Annotated in this window: 17 protein-coding genes; 5 read left to right on the plus strand and 12 right to left on the minus strand. The window is 41.2% G+C overall.

Translation table 11 applies throughout. The annotated features are described in order from the left end of the window. Positions 1-24: 24 nt before the first annotated feature. The 3 genes from AAC000_RS02690 to AAC000_RS02700 are packed head-to-tail and all read right to left on the minus strand — an operon-like array spanning position 25 to position 3,886. The gene (locus tag AAC000_RS02690) at positions 25-1,287 is read right to left on the minus strand and encodes an FtsX-like permease family protein (protein WP_339719884.1); all 1,263 of its coding nucleotides are present in this window, start codon (positions 1,285-1,287) and stop codon (positions 25-27) included. Beyond that, complete coding sequence (locus tag AAC000_RS02695; RefSeq protein WP_339719886.1) at positions 1,284-2,528, minus strand: ABC transporter permease; 1,245 nt, start codon at positions 2,526-2,528, stop codon at positions 1,284-1,286. The genes AAC000_RS02690 and AAC000_RS02695 overlap by 4 nt, the downstream gene beginning before the upstream one ends. Positions 2,529-2,587: 59 nt before the next feature. Further along, positions 2,588-3,886 carry an HlyD family efflux transporter periplasmic adaptor subunit gene (locus AAC000_RS02700; RefSeq protein ID WP_339719888.1) on the minus strand — a complete coding sequence of 433 codons (1,299 nt, stop codon included), beginning with the start codon at positions 3,884-3,886 and terminating at the stop codon, positions 2,588-2,590. Positions 3,887-4,073: 187 nt separating this feature from the next. On the opposite strand from AAC000_RS02700, the gene AAC000_RS02705 reads away from it, so the two are divergent. Then, positions 4,074-6,215 (plus strand): molybdopterin-dependent oxidoreductase, encoded by a 2,142-nt coding sequence (locus tag AAC000_RS02705; RefSeq protein ID WP_339719889.1) that lies wholly within the window; start codon positions 4,074-4,076, stop codon positions 6,213-6,215. Positions 6,216-6,282: 67 nt separating this feature from the next. Here the strand turns inward: AAC000_RS02705 and AAC000_RS02710 are convergent, their stop codons facing one another. From AAC000_RS02710 to AAC000_RS02740, 7 genes are all read right to left on the minus strand, one after another. After that, positions 6,283-7,455 (minus strand): hydroxymethylglutaryl-CoA reductase, encoded by a 1,173-nt coding sequence (locus AAC000_RS02710; protein WP_339719890.1) that lies wholly within the window; start codon positions 7,453-7,455, stop codon positions 6,283-6,285. A gap of 127 nt (positions 7,456-7,582) precedes the next feature. Continuing rightward, positions 7,583-8,098: an RNA methyltransferase gene (locus tag AAC000_RS02715; RefSeq protein WP_339719892.1), complete on the minus strand. Its 516-nt coding sequence runs from the start codon at positions 8,096-8,098 to the stop codon at positions 7,583-7,585. A 1-nt stretch (position 8,099) separates the two neighbouring features. Beyond that, positions 8,100-9,116: an L-glyceraldehyde 3-phosphate reductase gene (gene mgrA, locus AAC000_RS02720; RefSeq protein ID WP_339719893.1), complete on the minus strand. Its 1,017-nt coding sequence runs from the start codon at positions 9,114-9,116 to the stop codon at positions 8,100-8,102. 185 nt (positions 9,117-9,301) lie between these two features. Beyond that, on the minus strand, positions 9,302-9,466 hold the full coding sequence (locus AAC000_RS02725) for a hypothetical protein (RefSeq protein ID WP_339719894.1): 165 nt from the start codon (positions 9,464-9,466) through the stop codon (positions 9,302-9,304). A 15-nt stretch (positions 9,467-9,481) separates the two neighbouring features. Further along, complete coding sequence (locus tag AAC000_RS02730) at positions 9,482-12,571, minus strand: efflux RND transporter permease subunit (RefSeq protein ID WP_339719896.1); 3,090 nt, start codon at positions 12,569-12,571, stop codon at positions 9,482-9,484. Further along, positions 12,564-15,911 (minus strand): efflux RND transporter permease subunit, encoded by a 3,348-nt coding sequence (locus AAC000_RS02735; RefSeq protein WP_339719897.1) that lies wholly within the window; start codon positions 15,909-15,911, stop codon positions 12,564-12,566. Before AAC000_RS02735 ends, AAC000_RS02730 begins: the two co-directional genes overlap by 8 nt. 10 nt (positions 15,912-15,921) lie before the next feature. Beyond that, positions 15,922-17,067 carry an efflux RND transporter periplasmic adaptor subunit gene (locus AAC000_RS02740; RefSeq protein WP_339719898.1) on the minus strand — a complete coding sequence of 382 codons (1,146 nt, stop codon included), beginning with the start codon at positions 17,065-17,067 and terminating at the stop codon, positions 15,922-15,924. A 294-nt stretch (positions 17,068-17,361) separates the two neighbouring features. Here AAC000_RS02740 and AAC000_RS02745 point away from each other — a divergent pair, with 294 nt between their 5' ends. The 4 genes from AAC000_RS02745 to AAC000_RS02760 are packed head-to-tail and all read left to right on the plus strand — an operon-like array spanning position 17,362 to position 21,153. Then, positions 17,362-19,188, plus strand: coding sequence for a VWA domain-containing protein (locus AAC000_RS02745; RefSeq protein WP_339719899.1), 1,827 nt, complete (start codon positions 17,362-17,364; stop codon positions 19,186-19,188). Positions 19,189-19,196: 8 nt separating this feature from the next. Then, complete coding sequence (locus AAC000_RS02750; protein ID WP_339719900.1) at positions 19,197-19,844, plus strand: sigma-70 family RNA polymerase sigma factor; 648 nt, start codon at positions 19,197-19,199, stop codon at positions 19,842-19,844. Further along, on the plus strand, positions 19,841-20,683 hold the full coding sequence (locus AAC000_RS02755; protein WP_339719901.1) for a hypothetical protein: 843 nt from the start codon (positions 19,841-19,843) through the stop codon (positions 20,681-20,683). The genes AAC000_RS02750 and AAC000_RS02755 overlap by 4 nt, the downstream gene beginning before the upstream one ends. Before the next feature lie 23 nt (positions 20,684-20,706). After that, on the plus strand, positions 20,707-21,153 hold the full coding sequence (locus AAC000_RS02760) for a YaiI/YqxD family protein (protein ID WP_339719902.1): 447 nt from the start codon (positions 20,707-20,709) through the stop codon (positions 21,151-21,153). Between the two features lie 187 nt (positions 21,154-21,340). Here the strand turns inward: AAC000_RS02760 and AAC000_RS02765 are convergent, their stop codons facing one another. Further along, positions 21,341-22,657 (minus strand): DEAD/DEAH box helicase, encoded by a 1,317-nt coding sequence (locus AAC000_RS02765; RefSeq protein ID WP_339719903.1) that lies wholly within the window; start codon positions 22,655-22,657, stop codon positions 21,341-21,343. 199 nt (positions 22,658-22,856) lie between these two features. Continuing rightward, positions 22,857-25,745 carry a ribonuclease E gene (rne, locus tag AAC000_RS02770; protein ID WP_339720371.1) on the minus strand — a complete coding sequence of 963 codons (2,889 nt, stop codon included), beginning with the start codon at positions 25,743-25,745 and terminating at the stop codon, positions 22,857-22,859. Positions 25,746-26,062 lie beyond the last annotated feature (317 nt).

Consider the following 26,062-nt stretch of genomic DNA (forward strand, 5'->3'; position numbering starts at 1 on the left):
TTAAGTGGCCTTTTGTCATTTAACTTATTGGCTTCTGGTGGCCATTGCGGGAGAAATATTCATTGCTTTAATGGCTGGTTTTAAAATGGCCAGTATGCCCAGTAGATACAAACAAACAATGCCTGTAAAAATGTAACTTAAAGGTAGTTTAGGCAAGGCATATTGAGAGACTAAAAACACGTTCAATCCCAGGGCAACAAAGCAACCTATAAAAACACCACATGAAGTTTGTATGATATTTTCTACTATAAAATGACCGAGTATATCCATTTTATTTGCGCCTAATGCGCGTCTGATACCTATTTGTTTATTTCGTTTAAGCACATTAAAACTTGCCATGCCGGCAATGCCCATCGCGGCAATAATGCTCAAGGCCGATATCACCACCAATAAAATAGTAATAGCTGCAATATCGGGGCCGAATACTTGTTTTTTAATGGTTTGAATACTTTGAACATTACGGATCATACGTTCTAGGTTGCTGCTTGCTAGATAGTGCTCTACTTCAGTTATAGTGGCTTGAAGGGTGTTTGCCTTAGTACGAACAAAGTATCTCGCCGAGTTACGAGTAATTACTCTGGGGTAAATAATACTGTTTTCAATTTTCCCCACCGCATCCCAAGGGGCTTGCAATTGTTGTACTACCCCTTTTATTACCGCGCTATATGTGGCGTTAATATAAATTGTTTTACCGACAACAGATCCCCAATCTAAGGTATTGAATAAGTCTGTTGCTACGCTAGTGGTGATGATAACCACAGATGGAAATGTTTTGTTGCTTTCTGTTTGCCACAGTACCTCGCCGGGAGTGAAATTTTCTCCAGCAATGAGTGTTAAACCTAGGGCTTCTATACCGTGTTCATCTAATTTGTAACTGGCAGCAGGTACAGTATTTTGGTCGCTTCCCGCCACAGTTTGTAATTCCTCCCAGTCACTACTGCCACTATAGGGAAAAGAGTAGGTGGCCACAGCGTTTACAATATTGGGCATCTGCCTCAGTTCTGCTAAATCCGTTTGTATACTGTTGTGTGGATTAAAACTTTCAGTAAAACCAGAGCTAGTTAATGCAAATGTACCGGCTTCATCGATACCGCTTGGGCGTTGCAATACGTCTAGTCGCTGGGAAACAATAAAAAGGCCATTACTGATTACTGCTAATGTCAGGGCTATCTGCAGCACTACCATGGCCATGGCATATTTTTGTCTGAATAGTGTCCTCAGCATAGGGAGCAATGCGATGCGGCTAAATGCTAGGCCGTTGATAAAAACCTGTATATTTCTGGTCATTTTAGGTATTCCGCTGGCGCTAATCGACACACTTTTATACTAGGCACTAAGCCTGCCAAAACACTAGACAATATGCTGATCATCACAGTGATAAACAACAGGGGCATATCCAAAGTGATAAAGGCATTAAAATTTGGATACAGAAATTTGATACCCTCAAGGCCCAGTAAACAAAGCACAAAACCTATCAATGCGCCCATACAACCTAACAGGATGGTTTCTACTACGCATTGGCTAAAAATGGCTTGTTGGTTGGCGCCTAAGGCGCGTCTGAGTGCCATTTGACTGTTTATTGCTGTAAATTTAGTGCTCATTAAACTTGCAGCATTAAACAAACAGACTAACAAAAATAACAGCGCCAAATAGAAGAAAACATAGATGTCGGAACTGACTACTTCTTTGTGTTTTAGCCATTGGTTTATATCTAATACACTATTTTGAGTTGCTTTAGGGAATCGACCTAGGGATCTTTGTTGTTCAACGTATCGCTCTAAATACGCTTCAAACTGTTGTTTATCTTGGTGACTGGCTAATTCAACCCAAAGATTAAAGTTGACACATTCAGAGCTGAGAAAAGCGTGATAGTCGTCACCTATATCGGTTTGCCAGCAATGGGTGTTGCCGCCATGAGGTAATTCAAGTTCGGCTTTTATTTGTAATGGAACGTATAAATCTTCTGGTGGATAAAATTGTCCGAGTGACACATCAAAAAACTTTGGGCTGGGATGCCAATCATCTAATACACCTACTACAGTGAATAACTTGCCTAACATGGGTAATGTTTGACCCACAGAGTTAATCCCACCAAAAATCCTTTGATTAGTAGACTTACTCAACACAGTGACATATTCCACTTGTTCGCGAGGGTAATTTTGCCAAGCTTGACCATATAAAAAAGGCACATCAAACATTGGAAAAAACTCACCATGTGTGGCGCGAATAATCCCTAAAAAAGGTGGGATCTGGTTATCACTTGGGGTAACCATGCCCCAAGTGATTGCGTGGGCAGCTTGAAACTTAGCCTGTTTGGCATGCACGATATTTAAGGCATCAAGCCAGGTCACTTCTTCCGGTGGCAAGTCCGGTGGAATGGCAGCAGTGTTCAGGCTCCAGTTGTCTAATTGAATATGGTAAACCCTTTCACTTTTATGGGGTAAAGGGTCTTTGGACATAAAATAGATCAGTGAATAGGTGATCATCGATGCTGCAATTCCCAGTCCTAATGTTGCAGAAATCAACACACTTAAGCTTTTCTGACGGCTAATGCTTTTTAGGGAAAGTGAGAGGTAATAATAAAACATTACTGGCTGATCAAAATGGTACTAGCGCCATTAAATTGGTCGGTGCCAGAAATTATAATTTGTTGTCCTTCGCTTAAGCCCTGAAGTATTTCAACGACTGATAAACTGCGCGCCCCAGTTTTAATTTGAGTTCGAATAGCCAGTCCGTCTTCTACCACGTATGCCACACTACCGTTGGCACTTTGCAAAAATTGTCCTCGTTCTACCATGAGTACATCATTTTTGCTTTCCATTAATATACGTGTGGTTAAACGTTGATTTTGCCGTAATCCAGTTGGCGCAGACAGCGAATTACCATTTGTGTCGGTTTTAGCAAAACGAACCCGACCTTTTACTTGGTTGTTTTCTATTTCGGGAGAAATATTCACCAAAATAGCTTGGTGGGTTTGACCATCTAGATTGACTTCAGCCAACATGCCTATGGCTAAATCGTCGGCGTAACTTTCTGGAATATCCACATCCAATTCAAATTCTGTTAAATCAACTACGCTCATAATGGCCTGATTTTTAGTGACTTGGTTCTTTTGCTCTACTGCTAAATTTCCCACAATGCCATTCACAGGAGAGAGTAGGGTAAGTTCCATTTCCTGCCTAGATAATTCTTTTACCTCTAAGGCTTGTCTATTAACTTGTAGTTGTTTGGTTTGCACTTCAAACTCTAGACTTTCTATGTTGAGTTTGGCGTCATTAACTGAATGTTTATAAACTAACTTGGCATTTTCTAAATCGTCTTGGGCTTTTTCGAAATCAATCTGACTAATGGAATGGCTCTTATAGGCTTGGTCGGCACGGCGCTTTTCTCGATCTGCAGCTGTTAAGGCTACTTTAGCTAAGTCTGAAGATTTTTGATTTTCTAGCACTTGCTTTTTACTCTGGATCCTTTGTCTGTCGAGTTCAAATTGTAAGCGTTGTAAGTTGGACTGCTCTTGTTTAAGTTGGTTAGATAACTCTGGGCTATCGATTGTCGCCAGTGTTTGCCCCTGGGAAACTGTGTCCCCAGCGTCTACTAGAAATGTAATAGTACCTTGGGCTGGGCTATATAATTTAGGACTAATGGCTGCCACAACACGTCCTTGAATAGACAAGTCTCGCACGAAATCCCCTCGTTTAACTGTGCCGGTTCGAATACGCTCAGCTGAAACTGACATGGAAGAGTCAGACCAACGAGAAAAGTACGGATATAACAATACTAAAGAGATGAGTAAAACGAAAAAAACTAAGCCCTTTAATAAGTATTTCGTGGGCGCTCTCTTAGGGGCAATAATAGTGTCTTGAGCACTAGTGTCAGTGATTTTCAACTAGGTTCCTTGGAAGTGATAAAACTAAACTGATAACCCTTATTGGACTAATACACAGGGTAAAATAGTTATACCTGTGTGTCTAGGCTATTAATTAGCTCCAAACAAAACATAACTAACAATGATGCTTGTGTATAACAAGGTTAATCGCTAACTTTCAGTTATTAACAATTTTGTGACATTAAATATGGCGACTGAAAAACTCAAACATTATTCCACTTGTACTCTATGTGAAGCCATGTGTGGCATAGAAGTGACCACAAAAGACAGAGACATAGTGTCTATCGTAGGAGACAAACTCAACCCTTTTAGCGAAGGACATGTTTGCCCCAAAGCTATGGCATTAAAGGATTTGTATGAGGATCCTCAGCGTATTCGTACTCCTTTAGAAAAAACAGCAGATGGCTGGCAAGAAGTGTCTTGGGACTATGCTTTAGATAAGGTGGCAAGTAGTTTGTTTGAAGTGCAACAAAAGCATGGGGTAGAATCAGTTGCGACTTACCTTGGTAACCCAAACGCACACAACATGGGAGCTATTCTATTTGGCCCTTATTTTTACCGTGCGTTGAAATCGCACAATAGATATTCAGCTACCTCGGTGGATCAACTGCCACACCATATTGTGAGTCGCCAATTATTTGGTCATCAGTCACAAATTCCTATTCCGGATATTGACCATACACAACACTTTATGATTATTGGCGGAAATCCACTGGCTTCCAATGGCAGCATAATGACAGTGCCACATATCAAACGCCGTTTAAAAGCGGTGCAAGCCCGTGGCGGAAAAGTGGTGGTGATTGATCCTAAAAAATCTGAAACGGCGGATATCAGTAGCGAACATCACTTTATAAAGCCTGGCACTGATGCCTTATTGTTACTAGCTATGCTGCACACTTTGTTTGATAGACAACTCGTTTCTGCTAGCCATCTTTTGCCCTATGCACCTGATTTGCTTGAAGTGGAAAAATATGTTCTGGACTACCCGCCTAAACGGGTCGCAAATTTAATTGGTATGAGCGAAACACAAATTATTGGTTTAGTTGAGTCCTTTTGTGAAGCGGGTCCTGCAGTGTGTTACGGCCGGATGGGGGCCAGTGTACAAGCCTTTGGTACCCTTACTCAATATTTGATCATGTTGTTTAATATGCTCACTGGAAATTTAGATAAACCCGGTGGCATGATGTTTACGCAACCTGCTGCAGATTTGCTGCCTCATTCAGGCCGAGGATCAATTGGCAATTTTCATTCGAGAGTCCGAAAACTCCCCGCTTTTGCCGGTGAATTTCCAGTTTCGGCTTTGGCGGAAGAGATCCTCACGGAAGGTGAAGGCCAGATCAAAGCTATGGTGATAGGGGCGGGCAATCCTATTTTAACTACCCCTAACGGGCCGCAGTTAGACGCCGCCTTTGAACAGTTAGATTTTGTAGTGGCAGTGGATTTTTATATCACCGAAACCTCGCGCCATGGGAACATCATTTTGCCACCTGTTACCTCTCTAGAGCGAGATCATTATGATGTGGTTTTCCATAATTTTGCGGTAAGAAACAGTTCTAAGTTCTCTCCGGCTATTTTCCCTGCAGCAGAATCGAGCAAAACCGATTGGCAAATATACCTAGGCCTTGCCGAACGTTTAGATAAGTTGAATGGTTTACCTACCGATAGATATCAAACTTTATGGCAAAAAGAGCCTAAAGGGGTAGTCGATGATCTTCTAAAAAGTGGTCGTTATCGCCACGAAGGCGAGCTGCTTAGTATAGATTTATTATTGAAAAAACCACATGGTATAGATCTTGGCCCGCTGCAGCCTGATTTACCCGAGGCGATATATCATAATGATAAACAAATACATTTATGCTTTGACTATTTTATGACTGATTTAATCCGTCTAGACACACATTTCTTTGCTACTGAACAAGTGAATGATGGCAGTTTGCAGTTAATTGGTCGCCGGCACCTTAAAACGAACAACTCTTGGTTGCATAATAGTCAGCGTATGGTGAAAGGCACCAATAATGGTTTGTCCCGTTGTACAGCGCAGCTTCATCCTGATGATGCAAATAAACACAATATTTTAGACCAACAGATGATCACTGTGACTTCTAGAGTCGGGCAAATCACTTTGCCCGTAGAAATTACTGAGAAAATCATGCCCGGTGTTATTTCAATTCCTCATGGTTGGGGACACAATAAAAAGGGCAGTCACTGGAAAACAGCCGAGCAACATGCCGGTGTCAGTGTAAATGATTTAACAGATGAAATGGTATTGGATGAATTGTCGGGCAACGCCGTTTTAAACGGAGTGCCAGTAACAATTAAGTCAGCATGAACTTTGGTTACTCTTGAAACATAAAAAAGCCCAGCCAATGCTGGGCTCACTGTTAAGCGTTAATCCCTTATCTATTTCTCCCCATCTGGTCATGACTGCTGACCCAATGGCCAGCAATGACTGCACAACCTAAAGAGATGTCCCCGGCAAGTACCGTTGCAGCAACAATCTCTGCAAATTTCTCGGCTTTTCCTTTACCCACACAACCTAACATTTGTAGGCATTCGTTTTGTGTAGGTAAGCCTGTTCCGCCGCCGAAAGTAGCCACTATTAGTGAAGGTAATGTCACTGACATATACAGATCGCCATTGTCTAATAATTCATGTGACAGCATACCCGCGTGAGATTCCACCACGTTAGCTTCATCTTGACCTGTGGCAATGTATAAAGATGCAATGCCATTCGCTGAATGTGGGCCGTTATAGGCGGCACCGGCCATTTGTGCGCCGGTATTTGCTAAAACGGAAGCCCCCGCCAACATCTTAGTATCGACTTTCATGACACGAGCTAACACGTCTTTTTTAAGTACTACCTCAGCAATCACTCGTTTACCCCGTGAATGCAGCATATTGAGGTGTGAGTGTTTTTTGTCTGTATCCATATTGCCAGACAACATATACATGCAAGGGATAGGGGAATTAGCTTTGATCCATTCACAGGCAATTAAAGTGGCTTTACCCACCATGTTTTGTCCGGCAGCATCACCTGTGGTGTAGTTAAAACGCAGGTATTTGGTTTTAGAGACTGACCATTGTTGTATATGTTCGAGTTTACCTACACTTGTTGTGGTTTCTGATACGGCTTTAATTTTATCAAAATTTTCATCAATCCAATGACCAAAATCTCGCGCTTCTCTTGCATCATTAAAAATAAATGCAGGGGCCCTTTGCATAAACCCTTCAACCACTGTGGTTTTAACCCCCCCACACTCGTTGATTACTCGCATACCACGACTATAACTGGCCACTAAGGTTCCTTCAGTGGTGGCAAGTGGAACGTAAAATTCACCTTGAGCATGTTCGCCATTTATCAATACAGGACCTGCCACACCTACTGGCATTTGTACTATACCGATAAAGTTTTCGACATTGCCCGGTAGCACCGCAGGATCGATGCTAAATTGTCCAGTATGGGTGAGTTCAGCCCCGGTTTTTTGTTTGATAAACTCTCTGCGGATGTCAGCCATTTCCCTAGAATGGTCGTTGTCTGGATTACGTGGGATGCGGTTATCATCACTCATTAGATATTCCTTCTATTTTTTCGTGTGACTTAAATACAATAAGTACGGCTTTTTCTGAATTTTATAGTCACACGGTTAGCGAGCGATGACAAAGGAAATGTTATCGAGTTAAACAAAAAGTTAACATTTATTTAATAACTGTCTCCTTTGCTTTAGTGCGGTTGTTGGTATCTCTGCTTTTTATAATGATTTCATCGCCTTCAGGCATTTTTGTGGTTTTAGCTAAGCGGTCGTATAGGAGAACGTTGACAGTGGCCGCTAAATTCATACAACCCACAGTGGGGACATAAACCACATAATCACACTGATCCACTACATCTTGTTCTATTGAACCGTCCTCAGGTCCAAAAATATAAAGGGCATTTTCAGGATGGATAAAATTTGGAAGAGGGGTGGCCCCTTCCACTAACTCAACCGCTACTTTACTAAGGTTCACGTCAGTAGTCCCATTGATCACCTGGTCAACATGACTCACGTTAATAGCCAAATGTACATTTTTCGTATCTGTTTGAAATGCTTTAGCTCGAGCATAACGCTCGCCCGTATAGCGAATACTATGTACTTGATAACAGCCAGCAGCACGCAAAATGCTGCCCATGTTTTGAGGGCTTTTGGGGTTAATAATGGCTAAATGTGCTGGCAATTTATTGTCCTAGAATAGCGTCGATGTGGTTAAGTTCCTGTTGCGTAAACTCTAGGTTTTCTAACGCTGCAACACAGTCTTCAATTTGACTGACTTTACTGGCACCAATAATCGCACTGGTCACCGCTTGATTGTTAAGCACCCATGACACCGCCATTTGTGCCAGCGATTGACCTCTTTGTAAGGCTAATTCATTAAGTTGAGTAACTTTAGCCACTTTCTCGTGACTGATATTTTCTTCGTTTAAATAAATCTGTTCACTTCTAGATGCGCGAGAACCCTGTGGTACACCTTTAAGGTATTTATTGGTTAAAAACCCTTGTGCCAATGGAGAAAATACAATTGAACCAACACCTTCTTCCAACAACACCTCAGTTAAACCGTCTTCTATCCACCGATCAAACATATTATAGCTAGGCTGATGAATGAGCAGAGGTGTGCCTAAATCCCTTAATATACGTATGGCTTGTTTAGTATGAACCGGTGAATAGCTAGAAATTCCTGCATATAAAGCGCGCCCAGAACGTACAATATAATCTAAGGCTTGCATAGTCTCTTCAAGAGGTGTGTCAGGATCGTAGCAGTGAGAATAGAACACGTCGAAATAATCTAGCCCTGTACGTTTTAAACTTTGATCACAGCTAGCGATTAGATATTTTCTTGAACCACCAATGCCATAAGGTCCAGCCCACATATCGTATCCCGCTTTGCTGGATATCAACATTTCGTCTCTATATGGCTTAAAGCTTTTAGTCATAACCTTGCCAAAAGTAGACTCAGCTGAACCAAATGGAGGACCGTAATTGTTGGCTAAATCAAAATGATTAATGCCAAGATCAAAGGCGCGATGTAACATACTTTGGGCATTTTCGGCTGAGTCCACGGCACCAAAATTTTGCCAAAGACCTAAGGATAAAGCGGGTAACTTCAGACCACTTTTTCCGCAGCGACGATAGGACATGCTTTCATATCTGTTACTTGCCGCTAAGTATTGTGGATTGGGGTCGTTCTTAATCATGAGTGGATACGCTGCATAAAAATTTGCGATAGCCTAAACCAAAGCCAACTAATTCTCAATTTACATTCAGTGCGAATACATATTTTCATTAGCTAGCGCGAGCAATTGATAAAGGTAACGCCTCTGCCAACAAGGTATTTATTTGTTGGCAGAGATGCACGAGAAATTATTTCAAGCTAATAATTTTAGCGTTTAAGCTTTTTTCTTCTTTTAGGAAAAGCCTTAAACCAAAAGGCCATTTCAAACATAAAACCAATGATTAAAAAAACAATCAAACTAGAAAAGTTGCCAATGCTATAAAAAGTGATAGCAGCAAGGGCTAGTATGGGTAGCACTATCCATCTACTCATGTTGTTCTTTCCTTATTAAACTTTTATTAATCGGTTAACTATTTGTTTGCTATTAGCGATCATTTCGGTGGTTTTTGATCTGAGTTTAAGCAGCAGAAAATAGGCCAATGGCACCAATACCAAACTCGTTAAAGTTGAAAATATTAACCCGCCTATAATGGATATTGCCATAGGGGAGTAGGGGGGACCATCACCTCCTAAACGTGTACTACCAAAAGCTAGTGGCACTAAGCCTAATACGGTTGTGGCGACTGTCATAAGAATGGGCCTAATTCGGTTTAAACAAGCTTCGACGATGGCTTGTTGTGCCCCATAGCCCATATTGATGAGCTGATTTATCCTGTCCACCAGCACTATGCCATTGTTGACGACTATTCCCATCAATATCAGCATGCCAATCATGCTCATAATTGACATAGGTAACCCGGCTGCAAATAACGCCCAAAACACCCCCGTCATTGAAAACAACAAAGAAGTAATCACCGCTGTTGGCAGCAGTAATGACTCAAAAAGGGCTGCCATAACAATATAAATCATAATGAGCGCCAACAACATATTGGTTTGCATGGCCGTTTCGTTTTGGTTTTGACGTTCAATACTGCCATCAAAAGTCCAATCGTAGCCCGTGGGTAAGTTGATGTGTTCCATTACACCCTGAATACTTTTTTGCGCATCTTCCAGAGTAAAACCATCTTGTAAATTGCCACCAACAGTAATGGAAGTTTGGCGATAGCTGCGATTAATTTCTGACAGTCTCGGTTTAACAGTCAATTGAGCAATCATATCTAATGTTACGTTTTGACCAGATAAGCGAGTAATGGTGAGATTTTTGAGTGCCTCCAGTGAATTTTGTAGTTGTTCATCGTACATCAGGCGAATACCTACTTCACCGCTGTCGCCATGTCTAAAGGTACGCAAATTTGCGCCTCGTAATGCAGTAGCCACTACCTGAGAAATATCGCTGCTGTTGAGCCCAAAACGAAATGCTTTTTGTCTATCAATGACCACTTGCAACTCTTGTTTTTGCCTACTGGTATCGGTTTTTACTTCTGACAGCCCCTCAACATTGGCCAATATTGGAATAATTTGTTTGGCTATTTGCTCAAGTTTTTCTGAAGAGTCGCCTACTAGAGTCATTTGTATACCACCGCCATTACCTTGATCCCATTGGAATGAAGGTTTTGCCCTAACGAAGCTGGGTAGATTTTCTGTGATGAGTTTTTTTACTGTTGATTGTGATACCGGTAGATCGTCAATAAGGGTAATTCCCGATACCGCAAATCCGGCTGTATAATAGGTGTATACCTGCTTAATATAAAACTTCTGTTGATTGGCATAGAGGTATTGTTCCATTTTACTGACCGTTTTTTCGACTTCTTCCAAACTAAAACTACCTTGAATATCGTAGTTCATCCATACACGATTTTGATCGTTGTCGTTATCATCATCACTGGTGACGTACTGCATTGGAAACGCGGTACTGGCTAAGATCAATATTGCAATTAAACTGGTTTTTCCTTGATGTTTAAGTGACCAAGTTAGTATACCTTTGTACCAAGTAGCAAATTTCCCCAGTGTTTTTGGCTGATTGTTTGGCGCAGCGTTAGAAACTTTGGGTTTAATTTTGGTCGCCAGTAAGGGGATTAACGTCTGTGATATCAATAACGAAGCAAATAATGAAATACAAATAGCGATTGCGACATGTTCTAAAAAAATGGTGACATTAACTTTAGCGCCCACTATGTTAGGTAAAAATACGATTGCTGTTGTGAGAGTGCCAGCGATGACCGCTAAACTGACTTTTCCTACACCTGCTTTTGTGGCGGCGACGACATCTGGCGTGTTTTGTTTTTCTTGTTCAATACTTTCCGTGACAACCACTGCATTGTCTACCAGCATACCTACCGCTAACATCAGCCCCATCATAGATAAGATATTAATGCTATAACCCATCATATACATGCAGCCAAGGGTAATACAAATACTAAAAGGCACCGACAACACTACTAATAAGGTAGTGGTCACATTGCGTAAAAAGGCGTAAAGCACCAGCAGGGATAATAACGCGCCAATCAAACCTGCGTTCAGTAAATCAGAAAGTGATTTGGTTACACTCTCAGCTTCATTTTGCATAATAAACAAGTGGATACCGTTAAACGCTGGGTTGGAGTTAGCCTCATCTATGACCTTTAATACTTCTTTGGATACTTCAACCATATTGCTGGTTGATTCTCGATAGATGTTAAAGCCAACTGCAAAGGATTGATCTAAGTGACGACCTTCAGTGGGTTTAGGTTTTTCGTATTTAACTAGCGCAATATCACTAAGGCGTACGCCTTTTTTGACCATTAAGTCTTGAATTTCTTGTAAGCTTGTAAATTCGCCTTGAGGATTGACTGTGATTTTTTGCTGAATGTCTGCGTCAATAAAACTACCGGCGGTCAGTGAGAAGTTGGCGTTACTCAAAGATTTGGCTAATTCGTTGGTGTTGACTTGTAAGGCAGCCATCAGTTGTTGATCTAGGCGAATTGAGATTTGCTTTTTTGTGACACCGTACAACTCCACCTTTGATACCCCAGCGACTCTTTCGATTGGGCGTTTTAAGTTACGGTCAAGCAAGTCATAGGCGCTAGATAAGTCTCTTTCACTTGAGACACGCAGCGAAAAAATCGGCATATCATTAGTATTAAATTGATACACTAAAATACGCTCAACGTCTTCGGGTAAATCTGCACGTATGGCATCAATTTTTTCTCTGGCTTCTATGCCTTTTGCCTTGAGGTTTTCATCCCAAGCAAACTGTAATTGAATTTCAGCGGCATCCTCAGAAGAGCGAGAACGCAAACGTTTAATACCAGACATAGTTGCCAAGGCCTCTTCTACAGGCCGAGTGATCATTTTCTCCACTTCAACCGGCGTCGCATCACTATATGGAATACGGATAGCGATTTCTGGAATATCGATGCTAGGAAATTTTTCTAAGGGCAACAGTTGGCTGGATAACATACCCAAAACTAACATCGATAAAAATACCATCATAATAGTAACGGGGCGGCGAATAGCAAAATCTGCTAATGCCGTTGCACCACTTTCAAACTTATCCATAAATTGTCTCCCCAGCATCCGTATTTGGCAATAAAACGTCCGGTTGTTTTTCGAACTGTTTGCGATCAAACAAACTGTAAATGACTGGGATAAAAAATAAGGTAAGTAGCGTGGCAAAAAGTAAACCATAAATAACCGTTATGGCCATAGGTGTGCGTATTTCAGCTCCTTCTCCCAGGCCAATCGCCATAGGTAACAAACCTAGAGAGGTTGTTAGTGTGGTCATCAAGATGGGGCGAAGTCGACTTTGCGCCGCTTCGATGATCGCGACTGACTTTTCAATTCCTTGTGCCCTTAATTGGTTTATTCGGTCAATTAACACTATGGCGTTGTTGACAACAATACCCGCTAACATAATAAGTCCGATAAATACCACTACACTGATGTTGGTTCCAGAGAGATATAAGCCATAAATAGAGCCTGCACAGGCCAAGGGCACAGTAAACAAAATCAGTAGTGGGTGTAACAAAGACTCAAATTGTGACGCCATGACTAGGTAAACCAAAAATATCGCCAGTGCTAAGGCAAACTGTAAAGATTGAAAGCTGTTTTCCATTTCTTCACTTTGCCCTGCTACTTTTGCCTGCATGTTGACTGGCAATTTTAGTGTGTCGATATGCTGTTGTACTGCTAATAACGCTTCATTTAAATCGCCATAATTAAGATTTGCAGATACCACAGCAACGCGCTCTTGCCCAATACGGGTGATTTCACTGGGACCAATAGACATACTAATATCTGCCACTGCGTCCAAAGGGATAGCAGGACTAACACCAGGGTTAACAATCATTTGAGCAATATCAGCGATGGAATCCCGCTGTGACGCAATGGTTCTCACCAAAATATCAACTTTACGGTCATCCATGCTGTATTTAGTGGCAACTTCGCCTCCTATTTTGGCCGAAATAAGTTTAGAGACATCGGGCGCATTAATACCAAGTTGCGCCAGTTTGCCATGGTCGAATTTAACTTTAAGCTCTGGGTTTCCTGTTTGTAGTGAGGATTTTACGTCGCTGAAGCGGTTATCGCTTTGTAATATTGACTGCAACTTTTGACTGTACTTTGTTAAGTTTTGCAAATCATAGCCGACTATCTGTACCGCAAGTGGGGTCGCAAAAGTGAACAGGGCAGGTTTACCAAATTTACTCTGTATACCCGCTTGCTGAGACAAATAACCGCGCATTTTTTGCATAACTAACTGACTTGCCTCGGTCGTACTACCTGATTGCATGACCACATTTAATTTTCCCCAATAATCACCACCTTGACTGGCTGATACATTCATTAAGCTTCCTGTGCCAGCCAACGCATAAGTGCGTTCCACTCCTTTAAGCTCAGCGGTGAAACCGCCTAAATCGGCAATCACCTGATCGGTGTTTGCTAATTGTGATCCCGTTGGGAGGTTGATTTCTACAAAAAATTCACCTTGAGACATGTCAGGGATAAGCTCCATGCCTAGTTTAGGAATTAACAATACTGAGGCTAGGGAAACCGTGATTACAGCTGTTAGCACCAAAATACGCATACCTAATGCAAATTTAAGTGCGGCTAAATAGGCATATTCAATTTTCGCAAAACTTTTGTCGAACACCCATAATAGGGGCCTAAATAAAATGCCGAATACGTTACTTAATAGTCTGAAGATTAAAACGACCAAAGAGGTAATTAACAAAGGTACATAATGAAAAACCAATTGTACTAACCAATAAAAAGGTAAAGATAAATAATGAAGGCACCAGCCTATTTTAGTCGTGGGAAGGGATTGTTCAGGACTTGTTCCTAAATCTACAGGCGGGGTGTTGTGAGTATTATCAGTCGATTTTTCTCGAGAGGCTAACATGGGTATTAACGTTAGCGCCACTACTAGCGATGCTCCTAAAGCAAAAGTCACAGTTAACGCCTGATCACTGAACAATTGGCCTGCTATCCCTTCAACAAAGACCAATGGAAAAAATACCGCCATAGTGGTTAAAGTGGATGCAATGATGGCCATGGATACCTCTTTGGTACCTATAACGGCTGCCTGTTTAAAGTTTTGGGTTTTAGTTTTATGTCTAGCGATGTTTTCTAGCACCACTATGCTGTTATCTACTAATAAACCAATCGCCAGAGCGATACCACCTAAGCTCATAATGTTAAGGCTAATATCATTGCCATACATAAGGTTAAAGGTAGCGATAATAGAAACAGGAATAGAAATAGATATAATCAAAGTTGACCAAATGTTTTTCAAAAACAAATACAAAATCAACATGGCCAATAGGCCTCCTATCATACCGGCTGATTTCACTTCGTTAATGGCGTTGGCGATAAATCTTGATTGATCGTAAACCAACTGCAACTGGTATTGACTAGGAATGTCATTTTGCAATTGAGCAATCCGAAACTGGATGTTTTCAGCCACTTGTACAGTATTGGCATCACCTTCTTTATAAATGGCTATTTCGACCCCTTCAAATCCATTAAAGCGGTTCAGTGAGGTCGGCTCTTTATGGGCATCTTGCACAGTCGCAATATCACCTAAACGGATGTTTTTGCCTTCACGGTTTGCGATAAACAGGTTGCGAATGTCATCCAACGTTTGAAATTGGTTTAAGGTACGCACCAAGTACTCTTGGGAGCCATCTTTAACGCGCCCACCAGATGAATTGACATTTTCATCTTTCAAACGTTTGATAATTTCATTTAGTGTAATCTGTAATTGACTGGATTTTTGTTGGTCAACTAAGACCTGAATTTCATTTTCTAAACCTCCACCCACTTTCACGGAGGCCACTCCTACTACAGATTCTAGTTGTCTTTTGATTTGTTCTTCGCCGTAGATTCGAAGTGCTTTAATGCCTTGATTACTTAGGGGGACTTGTTGACTATCTTTTGTGTTACTGGTTTCGGCCGCTGCGTCTGGTTTAGCACCTCCTAGGCCAAAACGCATGATAGGAGCTAAACTTGGATTAAAGCGTAACAATAATGGTTTTTTGATATCTAAAGGGAGCTCTAAGGTATCGAGTTTTTCACGTACTTCTAGGCTGGCTAAGTCCATGTCTGTACCCCACTCAAATTCAAGTAACACATCAGATTGGCCAGCTTTAGAGGTGGACATAACTGTACGAACACCTTTTACTACGCCTATGGTTTCTTCAATGGGTTTGGATACCAGTTGCTCGATTTCCCCAGGTGCCGCACCAATATAGTCAGTGCGGATAGTGAGAGTAGGGTATGACAATTCCGGTAGCAGATTGATTGCTAAACGTGATAAAGACACCATTCCAAATAATATAATCGCAAAGGTAAACATCCATACTGTGACAGGGCGCTTGACAGCTATATCAACAATATTCATAAACCGCTCCTTAACCTTTAGCTAGTTGACTTGATGTGTCCAGTGCTAGTTCTAAGGTTTCATCTTGACCAATGGCATCATTAACAATCTCAACCGGAGCTTGATCTCTGAGATTTTGATGTCCAGTAATCACCACCTTTTCGGTACCTGACAGACCACTCAATATTTCTACTACTTCACCTTCTTGGTAACCCACTGTCACTGCTTGTTTACTTGCGATACCGTCTTTAACAACAAAAACATTGATACTATCGTCTATGGCGAGTAACGCTTTGCGTGGTAATAAAATCACATTTTGTTTGGTGTCGTAATTCAACTTAACCTGAGCAAACATGCCTGATTTTAATAAATTGTCGGGATTAGGGACGCGTAAGGTCACTTTAAAGGTACCGGTTTTTGAATCAATTACTGGGCTAATCCGTTCCACAAAGGCAAGAATATCCGCACCAGTAAAGGCAGTTAAATCCAACGAGGCCTGTTGGTCTTTATGTACTTTTGATAATTCTTTTTCAGGTAGATAAACAATGCCATACAATTCTTTTTGTTGAACTATATGAAACATTCTTTCACGCTGAAACGACTCACTTAGATTGCCTACTTTGGCATTTCGCTCAGCAATAAATCCAGCTATAGGCGCGGTAATTGTGGCCTCTTTTAAATCTAGTTCTGCCAAGGAAAGGGTGGCTTTTGCAGACTCATATTGGGCGGTCAGTTTGTCGTAGGTATCGTCACTGACTAATTTTTTGTTATATACCTTGTTGATTTTTGCCAATTCTTTCTCGACCCCAACTAAATCCGCTTTTGCTCGATCTAGATTCAAGTGATAACGACGGGGCTCAATTTGCGCCAGAATTTGACCTTTTTTAACGTAGTCACCTTCTTCAACATAAATATGCTCGATGATCCCTGACGCTCTCGGTACTACAAAGGCCTCTTCTTTGGCTTCTAAAATTGCGGTTGTCGCATAATTTGAGGAAATGTGACCAATCGATAATGGTGCGACTTCAACTGGTACTGATATCACTAGCTCTTGTTGGGCATTTTCAGCTAGCGCTTCGGCTTCTCCACAACTACTGAGTAAACTAACCGTAAGAAGTATAGGCAAGATAGAAAGTAATTTAAGGCCAATTTTTTTATTTATTATTATCGAATCCATTGTGGGTTCCCTGAAAATATAGTGTGAGGTTAATAGTCAATATGCATTTCTGCTGTTATTTTCAGGTACAGAGCATCGACTATGCCAATTCAATAAAACCTATATAAAACAAATGGATAACCTACATGAGAAATTTCGTGGCGAATTTGAAATTGTAACCTTTGGTGATATTCACTATTTTTTGGTTTAAATGCTTAAGATGACGAGATTAAAAATAAATAACCCTTTTGATTATCTGCTCCGTTGGTAAGGAAAACACAACGGAAATTTTCCAGTTAACCAGAGAGTCTATTTATGAAAAATGTAGCTAAAAGTAACCATGGAGTTTATGCCTTACCTAAAATTCTAATAAGCGGAACATTGTTAGTTTTTTTGGGGGCTTGCAGTTCAGGGACCACAGATAATAAAGCCGAAGAGAAACAAGCAAAACTCGAAAAACCAGTAAAAGTTACCATTGTTGAAAATCAGCCTAAGAAAATTAGTTCAATGGGTCAGGTTATGGCAGACCAAGAAGTCATGGCTAACAATGCAATTCATTATAGGCCGCAGCAGCAATTTAGAATGACCGAACCTAATAAACAGAATACTGAAAACTACCAACACTATAACGAAAATGGCGTTCAATCAGTGTTTCAACACCCAGTTTCAACCTTTTCAATCGATGTTGATACGGGCAGTTATACAAACGTTCGTAGAATGATTACTCAGGGAGTTCTGCCACCAGCGGATGCCATAAGAGTAGAGGAGTTTATAAATTATTTTGACTATGATTATCCTAAGCCAAATAGCGCTAATCCTGATTTACCTTTTAGTATTAATACCGCAATAACAACTTCACCTTGGGCTCAAGACAGGCATATCATGCGTATTGGCCTAAAAGGTTTTAGCCCAGATATTAAGAAAATCACTGGCCGAAATTTAGTGTTTTTATTAGATGTGTCGGGATCAATGAATCAAACAAATAAACTACCTTTGTTAACCCGTTCACTTGAAATGTTAACGGCACAATTAGACCCCCAAGATAGTGTGTCTATTGTGGTATATGCTGGGGCGTCAGGTGTGGTTTTGCAGCCTACTTCTGGTAATGAAAAAGCTAAAATTAACCAGGCACTCAGTCTTCTAAAAGCAGGAGGTGCAACTAATGGACAGGCGGGTATTGAGTTAGCTTACAATATGGCAGAACAGGCTTTTATCAAGGAAGGGGTCAACAGGGTTATTTTAGCTACAGACGGGGATTTTAACCTAGGTTTGACCAGTCATGAGCGATTAATTGAGTTGATCAAACAAAAACGTCAAAAAGGCATTGCCTTAACCACTTTAGGTTTTGGGCAAGGTAACTACAACGATCACCTTATGGAGCAGTTAGCGGATGCAGGCAACGGTAACTATGCCTACATTGATACCATTCATGAAGCCCGAAAAGTCTTAGTGGATGAAATGAATGCCACACTTTTAACTATTGCCAAGGATGTCAAAATCCAAGTGGAATTTAATCCTGATGTAGTAGCAGAGTATCGTTTGATAGGTTATGAAAATCGTGCCTTGAACCGTGAAGATTTTAACAATGACAAAGTGGATGCAGGTGAAATTGGTGCGGGACATACAGTGACTGCAATGTATGAGTTAACGCTAAATCAATCTAACAACCACTATCTCGACCCATTACGTTATCAGCAGTCTAAAAGTGACTCTATCCCCAAGCTACAAAACAACCCATTTTCTGATGAGCTGGCTTTGGTTAAACTACGTTATAAAGCTGTTGATAGGGAAGAAAGTCAGTTAATCACTAAAACTGTGTTAACGAATCAAATAAGTGATTTTAAGAAACAATCCGATGATTTTAGGTTTGCCAGTAGCGTAGTAGGTTTTGCGCATTTATTAAAGCAGAGTCATTATTGGCAGGATCTGAGTTACCAACAAATTATTGATATGGCACTTGAGGCTAAAGGCAAAGACGAATTTGGATACCGAGCAGAGTTTATCCAATTAGTTCGCAGTAGTGCCTCGTTACACCTTAATCTTGTAAAAGGGGCAAAAGACAAATCACAGTCAGTTGAATTGAATCTTCAGGCATTTACCCGCAATATTGAGCCTAAGGCGGCTTTGTTAATTGAGCATTGAAACTACAAGTGAATTCTTTCGAGACTAATGCTGATCCAGTGCAAACCAGCACTGAATCGGCTAAGCACCAACAACAATCTGATGCAATCCTAATTAAGGAATACGCTGCTGGTGATCTTGAGGCGTTTAAAACTTTATACAGCAGGCACAAAGGAGGCTTGTATCGTTATTTTTTACGGCATATTGCTGATCCTAATTTGGCGGAAGATTTATACCAAGAAATATGGAGCAAGGTGATAATTCAAGCTAAACATTATAAGCCTACAGCTAAATTTACGACTTGGTTATATACCTTAGCTCACAATAAATTAGTCGATCATATACGGCACTTAACTGTAGTAAATAAAGTCATGATTGACAGTCATGAAACTGAAATGACTCAAGAGCCGGTGACCGCTGCACAGGTACAAATGTTAAACGAGCCAGAGAATGAATTGGCTGCGTCTAGAATAACTGCTGCATTAAATCACTGCATTGGCCAGTTACCCCAAGCACAAAAAGACAGTTTTTTATTGAAGGAAGAGGCAGAGTTATCAGTTAAAGATATTGCCTTAGTGCTCAATAGCAGTTTCGAAGCCAGTAAAAGTCGTTTGCGATACGCCTATGAAAATTTACGTCAATGTTTACAGGTTAAGACTGGGAGGGCATTTTTATGAGCAATGATAATAAAAATGACACTTTTGATTTATTGCCCCACGAGAAAAAAATCAGCGACCTTTATCAAAATATTAAAAAGCAGCAGGGTGAAATGCCTAGTGCAAATCTAGATGCTGAAATACTAGCAATGGCCCAACGACAATTGTCCGAAAATTCACTCGTAGAGGCCAAAGCTCAAGAGTGTAAACCCCTGGGTCCTAATGTTAAAAATATCCAACTTAAGAAAAAAATGGCCTGGCAATGGCCAATGTCATTGGTGGCTTCGGTGGGGATTATGACGGTTTTGTTGATTACCCATAGTGACTATTATATTCACCCTAATAATGTTGACGTCACAGATTCGGGTGTTGTGAATGGTCCTGTTACCCAAACGTCAAAATTAAGTGCGCCAGAAAAACTCGCATTTTTGGATAAAAGTGAGTTGTTATCTAAAACACAAATGACAGAAGCAATCCATAAAGAAGCATTATTTGTAAAACAAAACGGTGCGCCAGTGGCTAGAAAAAGTCTGTCAGACAATCAAACAGCTAAAGTCCCAAAAGAAAGGCAGTTAGATAGTGCGCAAAGTGAAGTCAGCTTTACCTCACCCCCCATGTCTTTGGCAGAGATGTCTAAATTGCTAGAGGCATTAAAAGGGGAATTGGCGGCGCATCAGCAGGCAGAGTCAGAAGTTAACGGCAAAACTATTCAGATGCAACAAACCTTATTTGAACAGCTATTCCACTATCAAGAAAGTCATAGGGAAGGGCGCATAACCAACGAATTTTTAAATGTGTTAACAGATGAGCAAAGAAAACAATTACAATCGCTAACTAGTGAAGCTATTCCAGAAAATTAACCATCTAAAAAGAGAGTGATACATTGAAAATTTGGGTTGACGCCGATGCTTGCCCGGTGGTGATAAAAGATATTTTATTTCGTGCCGCAGAACGTAAAAAAGTTGCAACGATTTTTGTGGCTAATCAATATATTCGCACACCGCCGTCTAAATTTATCCGCTCTATGCAAGTCAGTGCAGGGTTTGATGTGGCTGACGACGAAATAGTCAGGTTAGTTGAACCTAATGATTTAGTGATCACCAGTGATATTCCCTTAGCCGCGGAGGTAATTGAAAAAGGGGGACAAGTATTGAGTTCTAGAGGCGAACTCTTTACTACTGAAAACATTCGTTCACGCCTTAATATTCGCGATTTTATGGACACTATGCGCGCCAGTGGCGAACAATCGGGCGGGCCACCGCCACTTAATCAAAGTGATAGGCAGAACTTTGCTAATCACTTAGATAGAATACTCACTGCCCAGGCTTAAATTATTTGCGCTGATCCAATCACTAAATCACTAACAATCAGCCACCTACAGCTACTGCATAAGTCAGTCCGAGCCATGAAGCTAAGTCCATTTCTATGCCTGTTTTTAACAGTGCAGCAGTGAGGGGGAGCATTGATAGCCACAACGTACCCGGGATGCGTTATGGCATTTGATTTATCTGCTAAATTTAGCGATTACCAGAGTTTCCACCGGAATGGCCTCTATTTCTATTACGTGATTGATTGTTTTTAGGCGGCTGTCCACCAGACGCATTACGACCAGAACGTTGCCCATCTCTATGACCAGATTGCGCTTGTTTCGGTTTTTTAGCTTTGATGGGTTTTTGCCCAAGTTTTGATTCTGGTAGTGGTTGTGACGGTTCAAATCCAGCGGTAATTTTTCGCTGAATAAGTTGCTTAATCAATATTTCAATATCAACCAATTCCTTGAATTCATCTTGTGTCACCATAGATATAGCTTGACCTTTTGCGCCAGCACGACCAGTTCGGCCAATTCTATGCACATAGTCTTCGGATACATTTGGCAAATCATAATTGACAACTTGTGGCAACTGATCAATGTCCAATCCACGGGCAGCAATATCGGTGGCGATTAGCGCTTTCACTTTTCCTTGTTTAAAGTCAGAGAGGGCTTTGGTACGTGCACCTTGACTCTTGTTACCGTGAATAGCGGCAGCGCTGATACCTTGCGCATCAAGCTGCTTAACAATTCGGTTAGCGCCATGTTTGGTGCGACTAAAAACCAAAACTTGTTGCCAATCATTCTCTTTAATTAAATGCGTGAGTAGCTGAGATTTTCTACTTTTATCAACTGGATAGACCCATTGCTCCACCAAATCAACAGTGGTGTTAGCAGGTGATACCGATATCTCTACAGGGTTATGCACTAAACCTTTGGCTAGCTTGCGAATGTCATCAGAAAAGGTCGCTGAAAACATCAAGTTTTGACGCTTTTGCGGTAACAATTTGATGATTTTTTTTATGTCGTGAATAAAGCCCATATCTAACATACGGTCAGCTTCGTCCATAACCAGTATTTCTAACTCGCTAAACTTCACCGCATTTTGATTGTAGAGGTCAAGTAGGCGACCAGGCGTGGCCACTAATATATCCACCCCTTTACGTAATTTAAGCATTTGTGGATTAATACCCACGCCGCCAAATACTACTGCGGACTTTAACGGTAGATCTCTTCCGTACGTTTGCACACTTTCTGCTATTTGTGCAGCCAACTCTCGTGTAGGAGTCAGAATTAAGGCACGAGCTTGATTCGGTCGAGCTGATTGTCCTTGGCTTAATAAATGTAAAATAGGCAAAGTGAAACCGGCAGTTTTACCTGTACCAGTTTGTGCTGCTGCCATTACGTCACTACCTTGTAATACAGCTGGAATGGCTTGTGCTTGAATGGGTGAAGGAGTGGTATATCCCTTGCTGGTGACAGCGGATAAAATTTTGGGTGAAAGGCCTAGATCGGCAAAACTCATAGATAATTCTCAAATAGGGTGATTAACTTGTTTGTCTGGCAAAGTTGTAGTCATTGTTAGACATAGTTTAATTTTTAAACAGTTTAATTAGTCGCGGCAGGATACAGTAAACCACTCACAATAGCACTTAGACTATCGATAAAAAGCCGCAAGTCAGTGAAGTCTTGCGGCTTTTGTTAACCTCTTGCGAGCTTATATTTTATTCGCTTTGTGAACCAGGACGTGTTGCTGGAGCTGTCGCCGCATTCGATGAGCTTGAGAATGCAGCAGATTTACCAGAGCGTTTAACTTCTGGTCTGGCTGCGTCATCAAGAGAACCGATTTTAACATCAACAAATGCTTCATCAATAGAAGCAGGTCGCGCCATTGGGGCTGACACTGATTCTTTTTTCACTGGCTTAGCCGGCACTTTTAAAGACGTGGCCTTTTTAGGCGCTTTCTTGGCAGGTGCTTTTTTGACTGGCTTAGACACTTCTTCTTTTACAGGCTCAACCGCAGCAACTGGATTGTCTTCTGTAGTGGAAGGTTGTGCAGCTACTTCTGGTTTATCAACCGCTTTCACAGTTTCAGTAGCTAATTCCAGAGTTTCTTGTGCTGGGGCTTCTTCAGCAACCACTACTTCAGGCGTAGTTTCGACTTTTGGGGCTGCTGCTTTTTTAGGTGCCGCAACGGGTTCATCAAACTGTAATTCGTCTTGTGTAACTTCAACAGATTCAGTTTTAACGGTTTCGTCTTTCTCATCACCTTCTTTACGACGTTTTTGACCCGCCGCTCGAATATGTCTTGGAGAACGACGTGTGCGAGTTCGAGGGGCCGACTCTTCCTCTTTATTGGCGCTTACAGCCTTAGCCTCTGTGGTTTCAACAGGCGACTCTACAGCAGCGTCTTTTGTTTCAGCTGTTTTAGGCTCTTTAGTCGGCGCTTTGCTTGGCACTTCCGCATCATTAGCTACTGGTGTATCTTTTTTGATTTCAGTTTTTGCTTGCTCAATAACGGGCGCCTGCGTTTCTTGAACAGGGGCAACCACTTTATTCTTTTCAACATTCTCATCTTCAACTCGCACGCTACGTCTAGTATCTCGACGTTTTCTACGTTCAGCTACTTGTTCTTTCTTCTTAGCTGGCGCTGCAGTATTGCCTTTTGATACCGTAGCGGCATCTTGTTTAGCTTCTACTGATTTGTCATCGCGGCGTGGTTTGCGATTCTCATTTCGTGGCTTACGTTCAGAACGTTCGTTTTTGTCGTTTCTAGCTGGGCGCTCGTTACGATTAGTTGACTGCTCTTCATTATTTTTACGGTCAAAGTTTTTATTATTACGTTTGTTTCTATCCGGTCGAGTGTTTTTATTTCGACGTTGATTAGAGCCTTGATTACGAGTATGAGTCGTTTTCTTCGGCACAACTTTCTCTTCTGCTTTAAATAATCCAGAAATCCATTTGCTGACTTTCTCCATAACACTTTCTGATTTATCAGAAGATTTGGCTTTAGCAGTCATTTTTTGTTCTGGAGCAATAAGACTTTGTAATGCAGGCTGTTCTTTGGCCATTGCCGGCGCAACATTCTTATCTGTAATGTTTTCTTCTTGCTCAATCAATGGCAAGTTATAACTCATTTCCTGAACGGCATCATCTGGACGCCTGCGGGCAACGCTGTATTGTGGCGTTTCCATGTTCGGGTTAGGAATAATAACTAATTGTACGTTATGACGCTTTTCAACACCGCGTACTGAATTACGTTTTTCGTTTAATAAATAGGTCGCAACATTAACAGGTAATTGGGCTTCAATTTGCCCAGTGTTATCTTTAATGCTTTCTTCTTCCATTATACGCAGTACTGATAATGCCAATGACTCAGTGCCTCGCACCGAACCATGACCACTACATCTTGGACACACATTATTAGCAGAGTCACCTAATGATGGGCGTAAACGTTGCCGTGACATTTCTAATAAACCAAAACGTGAAATTCGTCCTAGTTGTACACGTGCTCTGTCACCACGAACGGCGTCTTTCATACGGTTTTCAACTTCACGCTGATGACGTACTGGGGTCATATCGATAAAGTCGATTACCACTAAACCGCCAGCGTCTCGTAAGCGTAATTGACGGGCAATTTCGTCAGCAGCTTCAAGGTTAGTATTGAAGGCTGTTTCTTCAATATCGCTGCCTTTGGTGGCTCTGGCAGAGTTAATATCTATCGATATCAAGGCTTCAGTAGGGTCAATGACTATGGAACCGCCTGAGGGCAGTCTTACTTCACGTTGAAAAGCCGACTCAATTTGGCTTTCGATTTGATAATGACTGAATAAAGGCACATCACCACTATAAAGTTTAACGCGGTTAGCGTAATCAGGGCGCATCTGCTCAACGTGTTTTAATGCTCTTTGGTGAACAATGGCATTGTCGATTAAGATTTCACCAATATCCCGTCTAAGGTAATCACGGATAGCTCGCACTACTACATCACTTTCTTGATGTATTAGGAATGGGGCAGGGCGAGACTCTGCCATTTCTTTGATTCGGCCCCAACCTGATACTAGGTAGTCTAAATCGTATGCTAGTTCTTCAGTTGTTTTGCCTACACCAGCGGTTCTGACGATTAAACCCATGCCATCTGGCAGATCTAGTCCACCTAAAGCTGCTTTTAATTCGGTACGCTCATCGCCTTCAATACGGCGAGATACACCGCCAGCACGGGGGTTGTTCGGCATTAAAACTAAGTAGCTACCAGCTAGACTGATAAAGGTGGTTAAGGCTGCGCCTTTTTGGCCACGTTCTTCTTTATCTATTTGAATTATGACTTCTTGACCTTCCTTTATCACTTCTTTGATATTTGGACGGCCTTCAAATCTATAACCTTGAGGGAAGTAAGTTCTGGCAATTTCTTTTAATGGTAAAAAACCGTGTCGGTCAGCACCGTAATCGACAAATGCGGCTTCTAAACTAGGCTCTACGCGGGTAATAGTACCTTTGTAAATATTGGCTTTTTTCTGTTCGTGGCCTGGACTTTCTATGTCCAAATCATACAGTTTTTGACCATCTACAAGTGCCACTCGCAATTCTTCTTGCTGAGTTGCATTGATTAACATTCTTTTCATTCTTGTTGCTCGGTAAAGTACCGATCACCACAAGTAAAGAACTACGCAGTAATGTGACAATTATTCAATGCAGCCTCACGACTGTATGCTATTGGTTAAGTTTTTGCGTCTATAAGTGTTATTTGCATTATTTAATGTTTTGTTTTTTAAACACTTTACCTATATTTCATAGGCACTAAACAAGACGGTATGTTTAGCTACTTATTTATCATTTAAAACTTAGTGGTATTCGAACAAAAATGCTTGTCTGGCTATTTCGATATTCAAATATCTTGTCAATTCTTTTGTATTCTTTACATCATTGGCGA

It is taken from the genome of uncultured Paraglaciecola sp. (genome assembly GCF_963977085.1).
Taxonomy (GTDB): domain Bacteria; phylum Pseudomonadota; class Gammaproteobacteria; order Enterobacterales; family Alteromonadaceae; genus Paraglaciecola.

Excerpts from the sequence above, each read along its gene's own strand:
- AAC000_RS02690 (WP_339719884.1), bottom strand. The coding sequence starts at position 1,287 with ATGACCAGAAATATACAGGTTTTTATCAACGGCCTAGCATTTAGCCGC.
- AAC000_RS02705 (WP_339719889.1), top strand. The coding sequence starts at position 4,074 with ATGGCGACTGAAAAACTCAAACATTATTCCACTTGTACTCTATGTGAA.
- AAC000_RS02710 (WP_339719890.1), bottom strand. The coding sequence starts at position 7,455 with ATGAGTGATGATAACCGCATCCCACGTAATCCAGACAACGACCATTCT.
- mgrA (WP_339719893.1), bottom strand. The coding sequence starts at position 9,116 with ATGATTAAGAACGACCCCAATCCACAATACTTAGCGGCAAGTAACAGA.
- AAC000_RS02725 (WP_339719894.1), bottom strand. The coding sequence starts at position 9,466 with ATGAGTAGATGGATAGTGCTACCCATACTAGCCCTTGCTGCTATCACT.
- AAC000_RS02730 (WP_339719896.1), bottom strand. The coding sequence starts at position 12,571 with ATGGATAAGTTTGAAAGTGGTGCAACGGCATTAGCAGATTTTGCTATT.
- AAC000_RS02735 (WP_339719897.1), bottom strand. The coding sequence starts at position 15,911 with ATGAATATTGTTGATATAGCTGTCAAGCGCCCTGTCACAGTATGGATG.
- AAC000_RS02740 (WP_339719898.1), bottom strand. The coding sequence starts at position 17,067 with ATGGATTCGATAATAATAAATAAAAAAATTGGCCTTAAATTACTTTCT.
- AAC000_RS02745 (WP_339719899.1), top strand. The coding sequence starts at position 17,362 with ATGAAAAATGTAGCTAAAAGTAACCATGGAGTTTATGCCTTACCTAAA.
- AAC000_RS02755 (WP_339719901.1), top strand. The coding sequence starts at position 19,841 with ATGAGCAATGATAATAAAAATGACACTTTTGATTTATTGCCCCACGAG.
- AAC000_RS02765 (WP_339719903.1), bottom strand. The coding sequence starts at position 22,657 with ATGAGTTTTGCCGATCTAGGCCTTTCACCCAAAATTTTATCCGCTGTC.
- rne (WP_339720371.1), bottom strand. The coding sequence starts at position 25,745 with ATGTTAATCAATGCAACTCAGCAAGAAGAATTGCGAGTGGCACTTGTA.